The sequence below is a fragment of the Bradyrhizobium sp. UFLA05-109 genome (genome assembly GCF_054185165.1).
This window is the reverse complement of record NZ_JBBIAR010000048.1, coordinates 46445-63448: the sequence shown is the minus strand read 5'-3', so window position 1 is coordinate 63448 and position 17004 is coordinate 46445. Positions and strand designations below refer to the sequence as shown.

General features: G+C 63.5%; 17 protein-coding genes. 3 read left to right on the top strand and 14 right to left on the bottom strand.

Annotated elements, in window-relative coordinates:
* Nucleotides 1–13: 13 nt before the first annotated feature.
* Nucleotides 14–466, bottom strand: coding sequence for a MarR family winged helix-turn-helix transcriptional regulator (locus Q3C01_RS30125; RefSeq protein ID WP_458148920.1), 453 nt, complete (start codon nt 464–466; stop codon nt 14–16).
* Between the two features lie 135 nt (nt 467–601).
* Nucleotides 602–739, bottom strand: a complete 138-nt coding sequence (locus Q3C01_RS30120; RefSeq protein ID WP_458148919.1) for a hypothetical protein — start codon at nt 737–739, stop codon at nt 602–604.
* Nucleotides 740–750: 11 nt separating this feature from the next.
* Between Q3C01_RS30120 and Q3C01_RS30115 the strand changes: the two genes are divergently transcribed.
* Nucleotides 751–2058, top strand: coding sequence for an MFS transporter (locus tag Q3C01_RS30115; protein ID WP_458148918.1), 1308 nt, complete (start codon nt 751–753; stop codon nt 2056–2058).
* 103 nt (nt 2059–2161) lie between these two features.
* On the opposite strand, the gene Q3C01_RS30110 is transcribed toward Q3C01_RS30115, so the two are convergent.
* The 4 genes from Q3C01_RS30110 to Q3C01_RS30095 all read right to left on the bottom strand — a co-directional run bounded on the left by Q3C01_RS30110 (nt 2162) and on the right by Q3C01_RS30095 (nt 5186).
* Entirely contained in the window at nt 2162–2404 is a 243-nt protein-coding gene (locus Q3C01_RS30110) for a hypothetical protein (protein WP_458148917.1), read from the bottom strand.
* A gap of 119 nt (nt 2405–2523) precedes the next feature.
* Nucleotides 2524–3843 carry an aminotransferase class V-fold PLP-dependent enzyme gene (locus Q3C01_RS30105; protein WP_458148916.1) on the bottom strand — a complete coding sequence of 440 codons (1320 nt, stop codon included), beginning with the start codon at nt 3841–3843 and terminating at the stop codon, nt 2524–2526.
* A gap of 222 nt (nt 3844–4065) precedes the next feature.
* Nucleotides 4066–4608 (bottom strand): YkgB family protein, encoded by a 543-nt coding sequence (locus Q3C01_RS30100; protein ID WP_458148915.1) that lies wholly within the window; start codon nt 4606–4608, stop codon nt 4066–4068.
* Nucleotides 4609–4649: 41 nt separating this feature from the next.
* A complete protein-coding gene (locus Q3C01_RS30095) occupies nt 4650–5186 on the bottom strand; it encodes a carboxymuconolactone decarboxylase family protein (RefSeq protein ID WP_458148914.1) in 537 nt (178 codons plus the stop codon).
* A gap of 154 nt (nt 5187–5340) precedes the next feature.
* On the opposite strand from Q3C01_RS30095, the gene Q3C01_RS30090 reads away from it, so the two are divergent.
* Nucleotides 5341–6321, top strand: coding sequence for an AraC family transcriptional regulator (locus tag Q3C01_RS30090; protein WP_458148933.1), 981 nt, complete (start codon nt 5341–5343; stop codon nt 6319–6321).
* A gap of 182 nt (nt 6322–6503) precedes the next feature.
* The gene (locus tag Q3C01_RS30085; protein ID WP_458148913.1) at nt 6504–7703 is read left to right on the top strand and encodes an adenylate/guanylate cyclase domain-containing protein; all 1200 of its coding nucleotides are present in this window, start codon (nt 6504–6506) and stop codon (nt 7701–7703) included.
* Nucleotides 7704–7980: 277 nt separating this feature from the next.
* Here Q3C01_RS30085 and Q3C01_RS30080 read toward each other — a convergent pair whose 3' ends face one another.
* The 8 genes from Q3C01_RS30080 to Q3C01_RS30045 all read right to left on the bottom strand — a co-directional run bounded on the left by Q3C01_RS30080 (nt 7981) and on the right by Q3C01_RS30045 (nt 16970).
* Nucleotides 7981–8811 carry an ABC transporter permease gene (locus tag Q3C01_RS30080; protein ID WP_458148912.1) on the bottom strand — a complete coding sequence of 277 codons (831 nt, stop codon included), beginning with the start codon at nt 8809–8811 and terminating at the stop codon, nt 7981–7983.
* Nucleotides 8808–10070 (bottom strand): ABC transporter permease, encoded by a 1263-nt coding sequence (locus tag Q3C01_RS30075; protein ID WP_458148911.1) that lies wholly within the window; start codon nt 10068–10070, stop codon nt 8808–8810. Before Q3C01_RS30075 ends, Q3C01_RS30080 begins: the two co-directional genes overlap by 4 nt.
* A 22-nt stretch (nt 10071–10092) precedes the next feature.
* Nucleotides 10093–11142, bottom strand: a complete 1050-nt coding sequence (locus Q3C01_RS30070; RefSeq protein ID WP_458148910.1) for an ABC transporter substrate-binding protein — start codon at nt 11140–11142, stop codon at nt 10093–10095.
* Between the two features lie 72 nt (nt 11143–11214).
* Nucleotides 11215–12309, bottom strand: a complete 1095-nt coding sequence (locus Q3C01_RS30065) for an ABC transporter ATP-binding protein (protein ID WP_458148909.1) — start codon at nt 12307–12309, stop codon at nt 11215–11217.
* Nucleotides 12310–12760: 451 nt separating this feature from the next.
* On the bottom strand, nt 12761–13387 hold the full coding sequence (locus tag Q3C01_RS30060; protein WP_458148908.1) for a MarR family winged helix-turn-helix transcriptional regulator: 627 nt from the start codon (nt 13385–13387) through the stop codon (nt 12761–12763).
* A 712-nt stretch (nt 13388–14099) separates the two neighbouring features.
* Nucleotides 14100–15425 carry a flagellar protein export ATPase FliI gene (gene fliI / locus Q3C01_RS30055; RefSeq protein ID WP_458148907.1) on the bottom strand — a complete coding sequence of 442 codons (1326 nt, stop codon included), beginning with the start codon at nt 15423–15425 and terminating at the stop codon, nt 14100–14102.
* A 21-nt stretch (nt 15426–15446) separates the two neighbouring features.
* Nucleotides 15447–16175, bottom strand: a complete 729-nt coding sequence (gene flgF, locus Q3C01_RS30050; protein WP_458148906.1) for a flagellar basal-body rod protein FlgF — start codon at nt 16173–16175, stop codon at nt 15447–15449.
* Nucleotides 16176–16178: 3 nt separating this feature from the next.
* Entirely contained in the window at nt 16179–16970 is a 792-nt protein-coding gene (locus Q3C01_RS30045) for a DUF1217 domain-containing protein (protein WP_458148905.1), read from the bottom strand.
* Nucleotides 16971–17004 lie beyond the last annotated feature (34 nt).

The window sequence follows — 17004 nt, the reverse complement described above, 5'->3', positions numbered from 1 at the left end:
GCGTTGATCCTTTTCAATCCTCGACGAGCCGTTTCAACAAGCCGACCGCGGCGGCCAGTTCCTGCTGCTCGCGCGGTGACAGCCGCGCCGCGATGGTGCGCGACAACCAGTCCTGCCGCGCGGCCCGGCCGGTGCGCAGCCGCTCGCGGCAGGCCTCGGTGAGGGACATGATGGTTTGCCGGCCGTCATCGGGATCGGGCGCGCCGCGAACCATGCCGATAGTCTCCAGCGCCGCGATCGCCGCGCTCATCGACTGCGGACGCATCCCCTCCGATCGCGCAAGGCTGGAGACGGTTGCCGGACCGTGCTTTTCGAGACGAAGCAGGACCGCGACCTGGGAAGGGGGGAGGTCCTCCCGCTGGCCCTGCTCGCGAAGCCGGCGCTTCAATGTTCCGATCAACAACCGAAGGTCTTCGGCGAGCGCGGATGTACGGGCCGGCGCGTTCTTGCCTGGTGAATTGCTCATGTCGGATCCGAGTAGCATATGCGAAGGTAAACTGTAAAGATTATCTTTGTAGATTGGCTGCGGAACTACCTGGTATTGACCGCGTTCTGGGCTCAGCGCCCTTCATTGGTCTTGCAATGCCCAGGTTCCATTGCCTCATTCAATGTCGAAATTGAATTGATCGATGCTCACTAGCAGGTCGATCGCATTCGGGATGTCTTCTAGATTCGGGCGATGGCGGAACGAACCGCGGAAAACCGTGGCCATGCCGGAGGCGCCGAGGTGCCAGCTCAAGGGAGGATATGATGCGCGAGTCGAACCTGCAGGCGTTCACCAAGGCGTCCACGCGCTACCGGTGGGTCATCTGCGCCTTGTTGTTCGTCGTGACCACGATCAACTATATGGATCGCAACATCCTCGGCGTGCTCAAGCCGACGATTCAGAACGACCTGCATTTCAGCGAAACAGATTTCGGCAACATCATCTTCTGGTTTTCGTTCGCCTATGCGATCGGCTACGCCGGCATGGGGTGGCTGACCGACAAGATTGGAATTCGCCTCGGTCTTGCCGTTGCCGCGATCCTGTGGTGCCTCGCGTCCATGGCGCACGGTATGGTCGCGTCCGTCGCAGGTTTCATGGTCGCGCGCCTCGTGCTTGGTCTCGGTGAAGGTGGCAACTTCCCGACGTGCATCAAGACGATTGCCACGTGGTTTCCGGTGCGGGACCGTGCCTTGGCTACCGGCATCTTCAACAGCGGCAGCAATGTCGGCGCGATGCTGGCGCCGCTGATCGGTGCGCTGGTCGTGAGCCTGTCCGGCTGGCAGGCAGCCTTCTACGTGACCGGCGCGCTGGGTCTGATCTGGGTCGTGTATTGGCTGATCGCCTACCGCAGCCCGGCCGAACATCCCCGCGTGTCGCCGAGCGAGCTGGCCTATATCAACAGCGATCCCGAAGTCGCGACGGAAAAGGTCCCCTGGGCAAAGTTGCTGGCCTATCCCGGCACCTGGGTTTACATCGTTGGTGGTGTGCTCACGAACCCCGCCTGGTGGTTTTACAACAACTGGGTTCCGTCCTTCCTCAACAGCAAGTTTCACGTGTCACTGATGGCGGTGGGCTTGCCACTCGTGGTGATCTACCTGCTCACCGATGTCGGCTCGATCGCGGGCGGCTGGATCTCGTCGACGCTGATCAAGCGCGGCACGGAAGTGTTCACCGCCCGCAAGATCACCTTGTTGGTCTGCGCGGCCTGCACAGTGCCGGTGTTTCTCGCGCCGCAGTTGGACAGCATGTGGGCCGCGGTCATCTTGATCGGCATCGCGATGGCGGCTCACCAGGGCTTTTCCGCCAATCTGTTCACACTGGTATCTGACACCATGCCGCGCGGAGCGGTCGCTTCTGCGGTCGGGCTCGGAGGCGGCATCAGTTCCCTGGCGGGAGCCTTTTCCGCCGCGGCCATCGGCCGCGTGCTCGACGCAACGGGAAACAACTACACCTTCGTGTTCTTTGCCTGTGCCAGCGTTTACCTGATCGCAACCGCGATCATCCACTTCGTCCTGCCGCGCACGAGGGCTTCGATGGTGACGCCCGACGGGGGGCTGGTATCGGTCAGCTGAAATCTCGTTCGGGCTGCGCCCGCGAAGTTTTGGCCAAGCCACGCAAGACAAAAAAGGCCTCGCCGAAGCGAGGCCTTCCTTGTTCGCCGATGCCGGGTCTGCGTTAGTCATCCCAGTAATGACGACGGATTATCACGCCGCGGTCGTAGTCATGGTCATGATGGTACCAGCCATGATGCCAACCGCGGTCGTGATCGTAGAAGCGCACACGCGGACCATCATAGCGGTCGCCGTAATAATCTCGGTCGCCGCCAACATAAACCCCGAAGCCGGCTGCATTGGCGATGGTCGGGGCACTGATTGCAAGCGTCGCTGCCGCTGCAAGCGCGTAAGTGAGCTTTCTCATCGGTTCCTCCTTTGCATCGTTCGTGCAGCGGTCAACGACCACCGGCATCGGCCGTTGCAGGAACGCAGCAGAAACTTTGTTGAATGCTTGTTCAGGTTCCCGAAGCCTGATTGCGGGCCTTAGCCCGCCTTCGTGCCCGTGATGACGGCGAGCGCCTCGACCAGGCGATCGAGATCGGCCTCCGTGGTGTAGAGCGCCGGCGTCACGCGGACGCATTGGCCCTTGGCGACGCCCGCGCGGCGCACGGTATGTACCTTGAAGCCGTCCCTGAGCTTGGCCACGACGGCGTCGTTGTCGGCTTTGCTGGTCTTGCCGGCGAGACGGAAGGAGGTGATGGCGCCGTAGGAGCCGGCTTCGTCCGGCGTGAGGATCTCGATATCCCTGAACGCGCGGGCGCGACTCACCCAGTAGTCGCGCAAGTGGCGCAAGCGGGCCTGCTTGGCCGGGGCGCCGATCTCCTGATGCAGCGCGACCGCCGCCGGCACCGTCAGCACGGTCGCAAAATTGATGGTGCCGGTGTGCACGCGCGAGCGGATGTCGGTTGCTTGATAGTCCTCGTCGCCCATGTCGCGATCGATGTCGGCGATACGGTCCTTCTTGATGTAGAGGAAGCCGACGCCGAGCGGCGCGCCGATCCATTTGTGCAGGTTGAAGCCGACGAAATCAGACTCGAGCTCGGCCACTTTGAAGTCGAGCTGTCCCCAGGAGTGCGCGGCATCGACGATGGTGTCGATCCCCTTGGCTTTCGCCATCCGCGCGATCTCGGCGATCGGCATCACAAGGCCGGTGCGGTGGCTGACATGGGTGAGAAGCAGGAGCTTCGTCTTCGGATTGGCTTCGATCGTTTTTGTGTAGGCGTCCAGCACGGCTTGCCGGGTCGCCGGCTCCGGCACGTCGAACTTGACGACGTCGACGCCGCGCCGCGCCTTCAGCGCGTTCATCGCATACTGCATCGAATCATAGTCGAGATCGGCATAGAGCACGGTGTCACCCGCCTTCAGCCCGTTATAGCCGCCGATCAGGAGCTGCAGCGCCTCGGTCGCGCCACGCGTCAGCGCAATCTCCTCGGGTGCCGCGCCGACGGCTTCCGCCACCTTGATGCGCACGGCCTCGAAATCGGCACCAAAGCGCTGCCGCGCATAATAGGAATTCTGGGAGTTGACCATGTCGGTCTGGCGAATGAACTCGCGCCGGACGGGCTCGGGCATGACACCCCAATAGCCATTCTCCAGGTTGACGATTTCGGGTGTCACGGCATAGAGGCCGCGCACCGCGTCCCAATAGGCCTTGTCGGTGGCGATCGCAGCCGCCGGCCCCGTCGGCGCCTTCGGCAATCCCTCCGCCGCCATCACTGGTGCCGCCAGCGGCGCAACCGCCGTGACCGCGAGCCCCTTCAGGATCGACCTGCGGTCGGACGACAACGTCTTGAACAAATGCATCTCGAGCCCCCAAATTTAGCGCCGGCGACCAGAGCAACGATCAGCGAAGCGGAGATGACGGGACTGTGACCGTCCAAAGGTGGACCGTCGATCCAGATCGTCCTCCTCCCAGCGGAGGCCGTTGCTTTCCTCGTCACGCCGGTTCGGCATGGCGCGAAGACGCGCAATCGCCGGCGAGTGGGAAGCTCGCCGGCGACGCATCGCCATCAGCAGAGTGCTACCCTATTGCCGCGTCAGGCGAACCACATCCTGCCTCAGGAGGTAGAGCGAGACGGCGAGCAGAACGACATCCTTCATCAGGAAGGGCACGTTGCCCGTCATCGCAGGGAAGCCTCCTGCGGCGACGTCCCAGCCTTCCGGCATGAACGGAATGATGGTGACCGTCGCAATGAACGTGCCGGTTGCGCCCAGGGCGCCGATAATGCCCAGCCGCTTGTCCCAGAAACCCGCCAGCAGCAGGGACCCGAACGTCCACTCGGAAACGCCCAGGAAATAGCTGGCGCCGGCGTGGCCGAACACCGGATACAGCCACCAGATCAGCGGCCCGTTGCTGATGAAAGGGACCAGGCGTTCGAACTCGTACGGAAACCATTTCTGATATCCGAAGAAGAAGAACATGATCACCATCGAGGCCCGGATGACATGGTAGTCGAGGTCGTCGGCGAGCAGGCCGGATTTGTGCAGCGCGCGGACAACGGGATTTTGAGCGGCCTTTTGAGTGGTCTCTTGAGTGGTCTCTTGAGTGGTCTTGGCAAGCGTGGTCATGATCGTGATTCCTTCATTGAAGATCTGACTGCATGGTCGCTTCATGCGACTGCGGGGAAGTCGATCTCGGTGTCGTTGATGCGGTTGAACACGTTGGTGAAAACGGTGGTCGCGAAAGCGAGGCTGATCTCGACCAGTTGAGCGTCGCTGTAGCCGGCGGCCTTGATCGCGGCGAAGTCCTCGTCACTGACGGTACCGCTGGACCGAGCGAGCTTGCGCACGAAGCCGACCAGTGCGTCACGCTTGGCATCGCCGGTGGGCTGGCCCTCGCGGATCTGCCTGAGTTCCTCCGGCTTCACACCAGCGAGCTTGGCGAGATAGGTGTGGGCGGCGACGCAATAGTCGCAGCCGCCCGCCGTGCTGATGACGAGCTTGATCACTTCCTGATCGCGCTTCGTCAGGCTGCCCGCAGCGAGCACGGCGTCGGCGGCGAGCACCGACTTGAGCGCAGCGGGACCGTGGGCGGCAATGGCCGCAAACGTGTTTGGCACGCTGCCGATGGCCTTCTTGATCTGGGCATAGACCTGACCGGACGGGCCGACGACGGTTTCGAGGTTGGGGACGGAAAGACGAGACATGGGTGGCACTCCTTCGTTGTGTTGGTGAACGATTACGGAGTGACAATATGATCGTGAGCTGAGACGTTGAATGTCTCAGTAACTCGCATATATGCTCAATCGTCTCATTCATTGCTGAGAGGTCGTCGTGGATTGGCTTAGCCGGCTATTCGAGATGATGCCGGTGCGCGGTCGCCTGGACCTGCGCTGCGCCTACGGTGCGCCATGGCGCATCGATCAGGGGCCGGGCGAGGCGAACGAAATCCCCTATCACGCCGTTGTCGGCGGTTCGGCGCTGCTCGAAGATCCAGCGGGCGGGCGGCCGCTTCGCCTGGAAACGGGCGACATCCTGCTGCTTCCTGGCAATCCGCGCCACGTGATGCACGACGGGAGCAGCGCGCGGCCGAAGCCGGCACGAAATCGCCGAGAGCTCAATCTGGTGATCAGTGAAAACGCAGGCAGAGGCGAGCGGCTCGACCTGCTCTGCGGACATTTCGCGATCACGCCTCCACACGACCGGCTTTTGCGCAGCTATCTCCCGCCACGCCTGGTCGTGCACGCCGGCGCTCGAAAGGTGCGAACGGACACTGGCGCGCAGCTTGCCGGTCTCGTTGCTCTGATGCGCAGCGAGTCGGCAGACGATCACCTGGGTGGCCGTGCAATGCTCAACGCGCTTTCGACGGCTATGTTTGCGCTCGTGCTGCGGCTTGCGAGCGAAACCGAAGATGCACCGCGAGGTCTCCTCGCGCTGGCTGGTCATGCTCGCCTGGCTCCGGCCGTGGCCGCTCTGTTCAACGAGCCCGCGCGCGCGTGGTCGCTGCCCGAGCTTGCGCGCCTGTGCAACATGTCGCGTGCCACGCTCGCCCGTCAATTCCAGGAGAAACTGGGATGGTCGGCAAGCGATCTACTGACGGACATCCGTATGACGCGCGCGGCGAACGAATTGAGGAAATCCTCGATTTCGACCGGCGCCGTTGCGGAAATGGTAGGATATCAATCCGAGGCTGCATTCCAGCGCGCCTTCAAGAGCCACATGGGCATCACCCCGGCGCAATGGCGAAAGGCGGCGCAGGAACCAGCGATCCTTGCCGACCTGGGATTGGCGAAGGCTGCCGAAACCCAAAATCCGGATGCAGCCAAACGCAATCCGGGATAACTGTGTCGGCTCGCGCGTGTGCCCGCGTTTTCGCGGAGCCCGCCATCGGGCGGCGCCTTGCGCTGCCCCCTTGGCCCCCTCCGCGTTGTTATCGTTGCGATGCGCACAAACGGTTGACGCCACCGCTCCGAGACACGACATATCCTCCTGCCGTCGACCCGGTCCTCGCCCCGGAGCAAGCCATGAACGCGCCGCCCAACGTCGATCCCGTCACCGCGCAGCCTGAGCGCGACGTCCTGCACTGGCTGACCAACGACACCCGCGACCAGCGCTTCATCGACAATATCTTTGCCGAGATGTGCATTCGCCTCCAGCAGTCGGGCATTCCGGTCGCGCGGGCGACGCTTCATGTCGTGATCAACCATCCGCAATGGCTCGGCGCGCGGATGATGTGGGCCGACGGGATGCCAGGGGCCGAGATCTCGCGGGTCGATTACGATGTGCGCGGGCGGTCCGAATTCATCGGCAGTCCCGCCAATGAAATTTATGACGGTGCAACCGAGGTGCGCGAGCATCTCGAACGGGATCCATCAGAGCGGCGCAAGCACGCCGTCTACGACGAAATGCGGGCGAAGGGCCTGACCGACTATGTGGCGTGGCCGCTCTACCATACGCTCGGCAAGCAGCACCTCGTCACCTTCGCAACCGACCGTCCCAGTGGTTTCGACGACGCGCATATCGCGGCCTTGAGGAGACTGCTGCCGGTCCTGGCGCTCGTCAGCGAAATCCGGGTCAAGAACCGGCTGGCGCGGACCCTGCTCGAGACCTATGTCGGCTCGCATGCCGGCGAACTCATTCTCGCCGGTGCCACCAGGCGCGGCAGCGGCACGACGGTGCGCGCCGCGATCCTGATCTGCGACTTGCGCGATTTCACCCGCATCTCCGACAACTGGCCGCGCGACGACGTCATCGATCTCCTCAACGACTATTTTGACGCGATGTCCGAGCCGATCGTGCGGCATGGCGGGGAGATCCTGAAATTCATCGGCGACGGCCTGCTCGCCATCTTTCCGCTCAGCCAGCCCTCGGCTGGCGCCAATCTGCTGCGGGCCGTGAGCGAGGCCCGGCAAGCCATGGCGGTGCTGAACGAAAACAATAGCGTCACCGGCCGTGCGCCGCTGCATTACGGGATCGGTGCTCATGTCGGCGACGTCATGTACGGCAATATCGGCTCGCGCTCCCGGCTCGACTTCACTGTCATCGGCCCCGCCGTCAACATGGCCTCGCGTCTCGAAACTCTCACCAAGCAGTTGGGGCGAACCGTGCTGCTCTCGCGCGCCTTCGCCGATCTCGTGAAGGGCGAAGTCGAGCTCGAACGCGTCGGCGAGCAACCGATCCGCGGCTTCAACGAGCCGGTCGAGCTGTTCGCGTATCACGGGTGAAGGCAGGTCTGCGCTAGTGCCGTAGCCCGGATGGAGCGCAGCGTAATCCGGGGTCAGCTCCACGGGTGTGATTCCCGGATTTCGCTGCGCTTCATCCGGGCTACGATTTCCCCGTCGCGGAGAGGTCGGCATCCCACGGCCCGATGATGGCATCATGCTACTGATTTGCCCGACGCGTCAAATGATTTCGTTAAATCGGAAATTATCCAGCCGCCATCGGCTACTTTGCATGGGGTTGTTTTCGATGTTTTGGTTTTGGCAGCGCGGCTAGCGCGCCTCAGGCGCTGTTGCCCTTCAGCCGCTCATTGCGCCGGCGCAGGCCTTCCATGGTCGCGAGCAGGATGACCGAGACGGTGGTCAGGATCACCGCCGCCGCCGTGATGGTCGGGCTGATGTTCTCGCGGATGCCGCTGAACATTTCGCGGGGCAGGGTGCGCTGCTCGGGACCGGCCATGAACAGCACGATCACCACCTCGTCGAAGCTGGTGGCGAAGGCGAACAATGCGCCGGATGCCAGACCCGGCAGGATCAGCGGCAGGATCACGCGGCGGAAGGCGTAGAGCGGCGGGGCGCCGAGGGACGCCGCGGCGCGCGCCAGGTTCATGTCGAAGCTTTGCAGCGTCGCGCCCACCGTGATCACCACGAACGGCGTCGCCAGCGCGGTGTGGGCGAGGATCAGGCCGAGATAGCTGCCGGTCAGCCCGATCGGCGCAAAGAAGAAGTAGAGGCCGACCGCGGTGATGACGCCGGGCACCACGACCGGCGACAGCACGATTGCCAGCACCAGCGGCTTCAACTTGCTCTTCCACTGTGCCAGCCCGAGCGCGGCCAGCGTGCCGAGCACGACCGACAGCGCCGTCGAGGCGACGCCGATGATCATGCTGTTCTTCAGCGACGTCATCCAGCGCGCGGAATGGATGAACTCGTCGTACCAGCGCAGCGAGAAGCCGGGCAGCGGATAGGTGAGATAGGCGCCAGAGCTGAAGGACAGCGGCATGATCGCGAGGATCGGCGCCATCAGGAAGATGAAGACCAGCGTGGCAATGACGATGGTCGCGCCCCACGCGATGCGCTGGCTGGACGTGCGGAGGGAAGCATCGCCGCTCAATTCTTCATTCCTCCCGTGACCTGCTGTCCTTGCACTAGCTTTCCATAGAGGACGCCGAGCAGCAGTGTTGCAGCCAGCAGCAGCGCGCCCAGGGCCGAGGCGAGACCCCAATTGGCGGTTTCGGTCGTGTAGAGGGCGATGAAGTAGCTCATCATCTGGTCGGCGCCGCCGCCGACGAGTGCGGGCGTGATGTAGTAGCCGAGCGCCAGGATGAAGACGAGCAGGCTTCCGGCTGCGATGCCGGGCAGGGTCTGAGGCAGGTAGATCCGCAGGAAGGCGGTGAGCGGCGGCGCGCCGAGCGAGGCGGCGGCCCGCATATAGGCCGGCGAGATCGCCTTCATGCTGCTGTAGAGTGGCAGGATCATGAAAGGCAGCAGCACGTGGGTCATCGCCACATAGACGCCGAAGCGATTGTAGATCAGCCGCATCGGTGCATCGATGATACCGAGAAAGCGCAACGAGTCGTTCACCACGCCATTGCTCTGCAACAGCACGATCCAGGCACAGGTGCGCACCAGGAGCGAGGTCCAGAACGGCAGCAGCACGAAGATCATCAGGAGATTCGAGCGTCCGGCCGGCAGTGTCGCCAAGAGGTAGGCGACCGGGAAGCCCAGGATCAGGCACAGCACCGTGACGCTGAAGCTGATCGTGAAGGTGCGGACGAAGACGTCGCGATAGATGGCCTGGTCGGGCGGGGCGGCGACGATCGCGCCGTCCACGTTTCGCGTCAGGTCGAGCGCCGCCAGCAGGTAGAAGGCGGTCACCGGGCCGCTGGCGCCCCTGATCGCCGCCCAGGTGGCGCGTTCGCGCCAGGCCGGATTGATCTTGCCCAGCGTCTCCTTGGCCGTGCCGGGCTCAGGCGGGGCCTTCAGATTGCGCGCCGTGCTGGTGAGGATGGTGCGGAAGCCGTTGACCGCGTAGTTGAGCCGCTTGGCCGCGATAGCGAGAGTCCCGGCGGTGCGCGCCGCCAGGATGTCGTCGGCCAGCGCTGCATAGGCCTTTTCGTCCGGCAGGTCCTTGCCGTCCCAGTCGGCCAGCGCCGCAACGGTGTGCGGCAGCACCTTGCGTACTTCCCAGTCATCGACGGCATGCCAGAGCATGCCGGCGATCGGCCCCAAGAAGGTGAAGAGCAGGAATGCCAGAAGCGGCAGGACCAGCGCCAATGCCTTGACCTGGCGCGTCCGCTCCGCCCGCTTGAGGCGGCGCTTGAGCGGCACGTCGGTCGGCGCATCGGCGCTGGTCAGGAACGCTTCGGTCATGGCTTCCAGCCTGGCGGGCGCGTTATTTCGCCGCCCACTTGTTGAAGCGCTCGGTCAGGCGGTCGATGTTCTCGAGCCAGAACGCGACGTTGATCTCGACCGCATTCTTCATGTTGTCCGGCGCCGTCGGCAGGTCCTTCAGAACGGCCGGCTGGATCAGCCCGGCGGCGTCCTTGTTCGAGGTGCCGTAGGCGATGTTCTCCGAGAGCTTGGACTGGTTCTCGGCCTTGCCGGCGAAGTCCAGGAACTTGTAGGCGGCGTCCTTGTTCGGGCTGCCCTTCAGGATGACCCAGCTGTCGAGCGTATAGAGCGCACCATCCCACACCATGCCGAAGTTCTTCTTCTCGTTCTTGTTCGCGGTGTCGATGCGGCCGTTATAGACCGACGTCATCGCCACTTCGCCCGAGGCGAGCAATTGCGGCGGCTGGGCGCCAGCCTTCCACCACACGATGTCGCCCTTGATGGTGTCGAGCTTCTTGAAGGCGCGATCGACGCCCTCGTCGGTGGCCAGCACCTTGTAGACGTCCTTTGGCGCGACGCCGTCAGCGATGAGGGCGATCTCCAGCGTGGTCTTCGGACCCTGGCGCAGGCCGCGCTTGCCCGGATATTTCTTGGTGTCGAAGAAGTCCGCCCAGCCCTTCGGCGCGTCCTTCAGCTTGTCCTTGTCGTAGCCGAGAACGAAATCGTACAGGATCGCGCCGACGCCGCACGAATTGACCGACGGCGGCAGATAGGCGGCCTCGCCGCCGATCTTGCTGTAGTCGATCTTCTCGAACAGGCCCTCGTCGCAGCCGACAGCGAGCTCCTCGCTCTCGACCTGGACGACGTCCCAGGTGGCGGCGCCGCCCTGCACCTTGGCCCGCAGCACGCCGATGCCGCCGTCCCAGGACTCATCGTTCATGGGAACGCCGGCCGCCTTCTTAAACGGCTCGAAATAGACCTTCTTCTGGGCGTCCTGATACGCACCGCCCCACGATACGACGGTGAGGTCACGCGCCTGCGCGACTGTTGCCAGAGCAACGCCTGCGGTCAGCGTCGCGGCGAATCCCAGTGCCATCTTGAGCTTCAGCATCGTCTTCGTTCCCTTCTTGTTGTGAGTTGCTTGTTGTGAGTTGCGTTCTCGAAAGTGTGCAGTACCGCTCGATTACACGGGATCAAGGGCCAGGCAGTCTTCGGGGCGGAACGTGATGGACACGCTTTCGCCCTGTCTCAAGCTGTGATGTTCGCCCGGCTGAAGCTTGACCATGAACTCCTCGCCGGCGACCTCGAGCACGGCCAGCGTGTGGTCACCGAGATAGATGGTGCTCTGCACCGTGGCCGGCAGGCGGTTCGGTCCCTCGCTGATCGCCCCGTCCATCACGATGGAGATCCGCTCCGGCCGCACCGACAGCGAGGTGGCGGCGCCGCTGCTCGCCACGTTGACTGCCCGGGCCATGACGGCGCCGCCGGAGGCCAGCGCGACGCGGCAATATCCCTGCTCGATCGTCTCGACGGTGCCGGCCAGCACGTTGTTTTCGCCGACGAAGTGGGCGACGAAGCTGTTCACGGGGTGCTCGTACAGCGCGTCGGGCCTGTCGATTTGCTGCACGATGCCATCGTTGAACACGGCGATACGGTCCGACATGGTGAGCGCCTCGCTCTGGTCGTGCGTGACGTAGACGATGGTGATGCCCATCGTCTCGTGCAGTTGCTTGATCTCCAGCTGCATCTGCTCCCGCAGGCGCTTGTCCAGGGCGCCGAGCGGCTCGTCCATCAGCACGATTTGCGGGTTGAAGACCAGCGCGCGGGCCAGCGCGACGCGCTGCTGCTGGCCGCCGGACAATTGTCCCGGACGCCGCTGCGCCAGGGCTTCCATCTTGATCATGCGCAGCGCCGCGCGCACGCGCTCCTGCGCCTCGGCCTTGTTGACCTTGCGGACGGACAGCGGGAAGGCGACATTCTCCTCGATCGTCAGGTGCGGAAACAGCGCATAGTTCTGGAACACCATTCCGATGTCGCGCTTGTGCGGCGGCATGTTCTTGATCGGCCGATCGGCGAGGTAGATTTCGCCGTGGGTCGGGACCTCGAAGCCCGCCAGCATCATCAGCGTGGTCGTCTTGCCCGAGCCGGACGGACCGAGCAGGGTGATGAACTCGCCCTTCCTGATGTCGAGGTCTAGGTTCTTCACCACGAGGTGCTCGCCGTCGTAGGTCTTCTGGATGCCGGAAAAGCGCACCAAGGCCGGCGCGGCTGCGGTCATGGCGCCTTCCATGCTGTCCTCCCGTCTGCTGATGAGCATTGAGCCGGGACCATTATCAACCGGGATGGCCAGAAGAAGATACGGCGTCAACCTTCCAGGCGTGCTCGGATGCTGCGTCCGGGAGGTCGACCCGCGAAGACAATGGGCAATGGCGAGTATCGCGCGCCGTCATCGAAACTTCATTGCCGCAGGCCATACGCAATACTTTCTCCCCCAGGCGTGGTCGACAGCGCCGCGGACGAAGTGCTGACGCTGCGCGGCGTTGGATCAGGCCCCTGATCCCGCTACCTGCGCGCTTGCGCCGGCGGTCCGGCACAGCCGCCGTCGGCACCTCGTCCGAGGTCGGACGGGAAGCTTAGCATCCTGCGAGGAGAATACCAGCGGCGCAAAGCCGCCCAGGCTGCACCTGCAATGACATCGTCGGTCCGCCCGGCGCAAATACCGCAACGGCTTACACGCTCGCGACGCGTATCCTGTCAGGGGGCTCTTCGGCCCTCAGCCGGTCGTTGGCGCGCTCGAAGCTTGCGCAGAGGAGCTCGATCTCGTCGGGCGAAATGGGAGCTCGATAGAGCCGGCAGGTGTACTCGGGGCCTGCGCGCCCCTTGGGCGCGCTGCGCTCGGCGAGAAACATGCAGTCCCGGCAGATGCTGGCGTTGAGGCGCTGATGTGCCGCGTCGAGATGATTGAGGATCTCCCTCAGGGAATCGCGCAGCCGGATGCGTTCCTCCGAACCGAGCGCGGTCACCGCGTTCAGGACGGGATTGATCGGGTCGTGCTGCGCGAGGCACTTTTCGCCCTGAGCGGTGATGCAGAGCACCACCGAGCGCTTGTCCTCGTGCGAAGGCTTGCGGATGATGTACGACTTGGTCTCGAGCGTCTTCACGATCTGTGAAGCCGTGGCCCTGGTCGCGCCGATGAAGCCCGCCAGTGCAGACGGTGTCCGCGAGAACCTGTTGGCGCGCCCGAGAAAACGCAGCGCCATCCATTCCCGATCGCGCAACCCGTGTCGGTCGCCCTCGAAATACCAAGCTCTCGCCGCCTGGATCAGCAGCTCGACTGCTTCGCGTGCCAGCGGCATGACCTACCCCGACCGTCGCGATGCGGGTCGCCGCGGATCGCGCCGTCGATGGCGTGTCTGATGTGGCAGTGTTGAACGGAAGTCGCTGTTGCCATCAGCGTCGGACGATTGGCCGAATTTGCTCAACCGAAGCCCCTGCATTCCAAACTCAGTCAGCCCACGTTTCTTATCCAGCGCAAAAACGATGACTGACCTTGTCATGAAAAGCAAGTAGAGACGCTCTTGGATATACCTGCGTATAGTCAAGTGAAGCGTCCCTGCGCGAGTTCTCCACAGTGTGCAACTTGACCGCCGCGTGCCTGGGAATTCATGAGCGTGAGTCGTCTCATGCGCCTGACGACGGGCATGATGTGTGCGACAGTTGTGTGAAAAACGAACAATGTTGTTCGTCGGCGAGGCAGCGTGATGAGAGCTTATGCATGAGATGACGACATGCACCCTCGTTTGACTGCTTGTCGCGTCGTTCGCCGGAATTCGAGAGGCGATATGCAACATTCGCGCGCCGGAGTGGTGTGCATGCCGGCCTCACCAAGCGGTGTCCCTGCCTGAGGCGTGGGCGAAGCAGGCGAAGCGGCGCCGATCGTGTGCAACGAGCTATGCCAGCATTGCACGGCGATTCTGGTCGTCGCTGTGTTGGCGCTCCGCTCCAACGATCCCGCGTGGGCATCGAGTCATGCGTTTAACGCGAGGGCCCATTCGCCGCACGACAGCGCTAGCCGGCCTTCAACACGTCTCTCAGCTCGCGAAATGCATCCGCGCTGGACGGGGCCGAAGCATCCTGACGCATCGCGCCATAGATCTTCGGCACCATGTCGAGGGCATGATCGAGCCCCGAATCACGTCCCGATTGATATCCGCCCATCAGGCGAAGGTCGCGCGTGTCTTCATATTTGGCGATCATGGATCGCAGCTTGCTGACGAGCTCGCGCTCCTCGGGATCCCAGACGCAATGCGCAAGGCGCGAGACGGACGCGAGAATGTCCACGGCCGGGTAGCGCGCCTGGTCGGCAATGTGCCGGCTGAGCACGATGTGTCCATCCAGCGTACCGCGAATGGTGTCGGCAACCGGCTCGTTGTGATCATCGCCGTCGACCAGCACGGAAAAGATTCCGGTAATCGTGCCGGTGCCTTCCTCTCCGGGCCCGGCCCGCTCGAGCAGGCGCGGCAGATCGGTGAAGACGCTCGGCGCGTAGCCGCGCGCGACCGCAGGCTCTCCGGCGGCGAGCGCGACTTCACGGCAGGCATGGGCAAACCGGGTGATCGAGTCGACCACCAGCAGGACCGATTCGCCGCGGTCGCGGAAATATTCGGCGATCGCCATCGCGGTTTTCGGCGCCAGCCGTCGCATCATCGGGCTCTCGTCGCCCGTCGACACGATCGTGATGGCGCGGTCGCGGCCGTGGCCGAGCACATCCTCGACGAATTCGCGCACCTCGCGGCCGCGCTCGCCCACCAGGGCCAGGACCACGGTGTCAAAACCGGTGCTGCGCGCCAGCATCGCGAGCAGCGTCGACTTGCCGACACCTGAGCCGGCAAAGATGCCAACCCGCTGGCCGGCGCAGATCGGCGCGAACAGATCGATCACGCGTACGCCGGTGCGCAGCGGCTTTTGGACGCGCGCCCGCTTCATGGCCGAAGACGCTTCCGCCTCGACCGAGACCGCGCGCGATCCTGGAATCAGCGCGCCCATGCCGTCGAGTGGCGCGCCTAGCGCGTTGATGACGCGCCCCTTCCAGCTTGTATCTGGTGCAAGCGACAGCGGAGGCATTCGGAATGCGACCGAGCCGAGCCCGGCTGCGAATTGGCGGTCGAACGGTTTTGCAATGATGCCGTCGCGGTCGATGCGAACCACTTCCCCGATCTGGGGCCGGCCATCCGAGGTCACCCCGATGAGCTCGCCGAGCTTGACGAAGCGGGACAGGCCGGACACGCGAAAATGCGTCGGGGCGATCTCCGAAATCGCGCCGCTGGTGCTTGCAATCGGGGTGCTCTGCTGCAGCTCCTGCAGCGCCCACTCAATTTGCCGGAGAGCGTTCAAGGCAAGTCCTCAGAGGGAAGGCTATTTGGTGGGGTCGCCCAGGGTGCGGATCGCGTTCTCAAGCGAGCTTTCAGTGCCCTCGATGAGCGAATTGGTGCCATCGAAGGCGCGCGATGCCGACATCAACCGCGTCAGCTCGAGCATCGGATTGGCGCCGGATCCCTCGACATAATTCTGACGGAAGCCGTCCTTGGTGAAGTCGGTGATGGCGGCCGCGGGACGATCAGGCACGACGCCCGAGGTGCCGTAGCGATCGAGGTTGGCGTCAGTGGGAATGTTGAACAGGCCGAGTGTGCCGATCTCGTTGCCGTCCTGGGTGATCGCGCCGCCGGGTGCGATGGTGAGCGGTCCGCCGTTCGGGTCGACGGTGATCTGCGCTCCGCCCGAATCAATGACGGGAAAGCCGGTCAGCGTCTGAAGATTGCCATTGGGGGCAATCTGGAGGCGGCCGTCGCGCGTATAGACCGTTCCGTTGGGGCCGGCGAAGGCCAGCCAGCCCTGGCCCACCACCGCGACATCTAGCGGGTTGCCTGTCTCGGAGAGATTGCCCTGTTCGCGCGAGATGATGTTGTCGCCGGGCGAGGAGAATGCCACCGGGTTGGCGCCGGCCTTGGACAGCACCGTCTCGAATTTCACGACGTCGGTGCGAAAGCCAGATGTGTTGACGTTGGCGACGTTGTTGGCGATCGTCTGGAGGCGCTTTTCCAGCGCGACCTGCGCCGATAATCCCACATAGAGAGCCGATTGCATGGCTTACCTATTGAACTTGATATTCTGAAGTGTCGTGAGCATGTCGGTATCCAAGGAGACCGACGATGTCGACGCGCCGGTGATCAGGACCAGCGCGGGGTTGGTCGAGGTGTCGCTCTGGGCCTGGGTCGCATCCCACATCGCCGCGAAGCGCTGCACGAACTTGGTGACCTTGGTCGGGTCCTGGAAATCGGTGAGATTGATCTTGTCCGTGATCATCTTGGCCTGCATGTCGATGTCGGACGAACTGATCATCGACGACCAGCCCTCAGCGGTCTGCACCACCTGGGTCAGAGCCTTGTCGGCGAGGATCTGGTAGGGGCTCGTGATCGAGGAGGCCTTGCGCGTGAAGTAGAGCGCGAGCCGCAGGCCTTCGTTCTGGTCGCCGGCATTCTGCTCCATCGTCTGCGTGGCATACTGGTTGGCTGTGCCGGTCGTGGCCTGGGTGGTCTGGGTCGCCTGACTGCCGAGCGCGGCGAAATTGAAGGCTGCGGCGAATTCCCGGTAGCGGGTGTCGGCGAGCTTGTTGGCGAAGGTAGTCGTAGTCGAGATACCCTCGGTCAGCACCTTCCGCATGAACGCCTTGGCGTAGATCATGTCGTCCAGGCCATAGGCCTTCATCGCGTAGGAGTACAGCTTATAATTACTCAGGAAATCGTCGATGCTCTTCACGTTGCCGATATTGGCAAGGTAGTAGGCGGTATCGCGGCTGACGTCGGGCTGCTGCTCGACCTGAGCCAGCGACTTGCTCATGTCCGTGGTCAGTCTCGTGTAGTCCGCGATCGTGGATAGCATGACACGCGCCCCTTTGGCCGCCATTGCGACATCG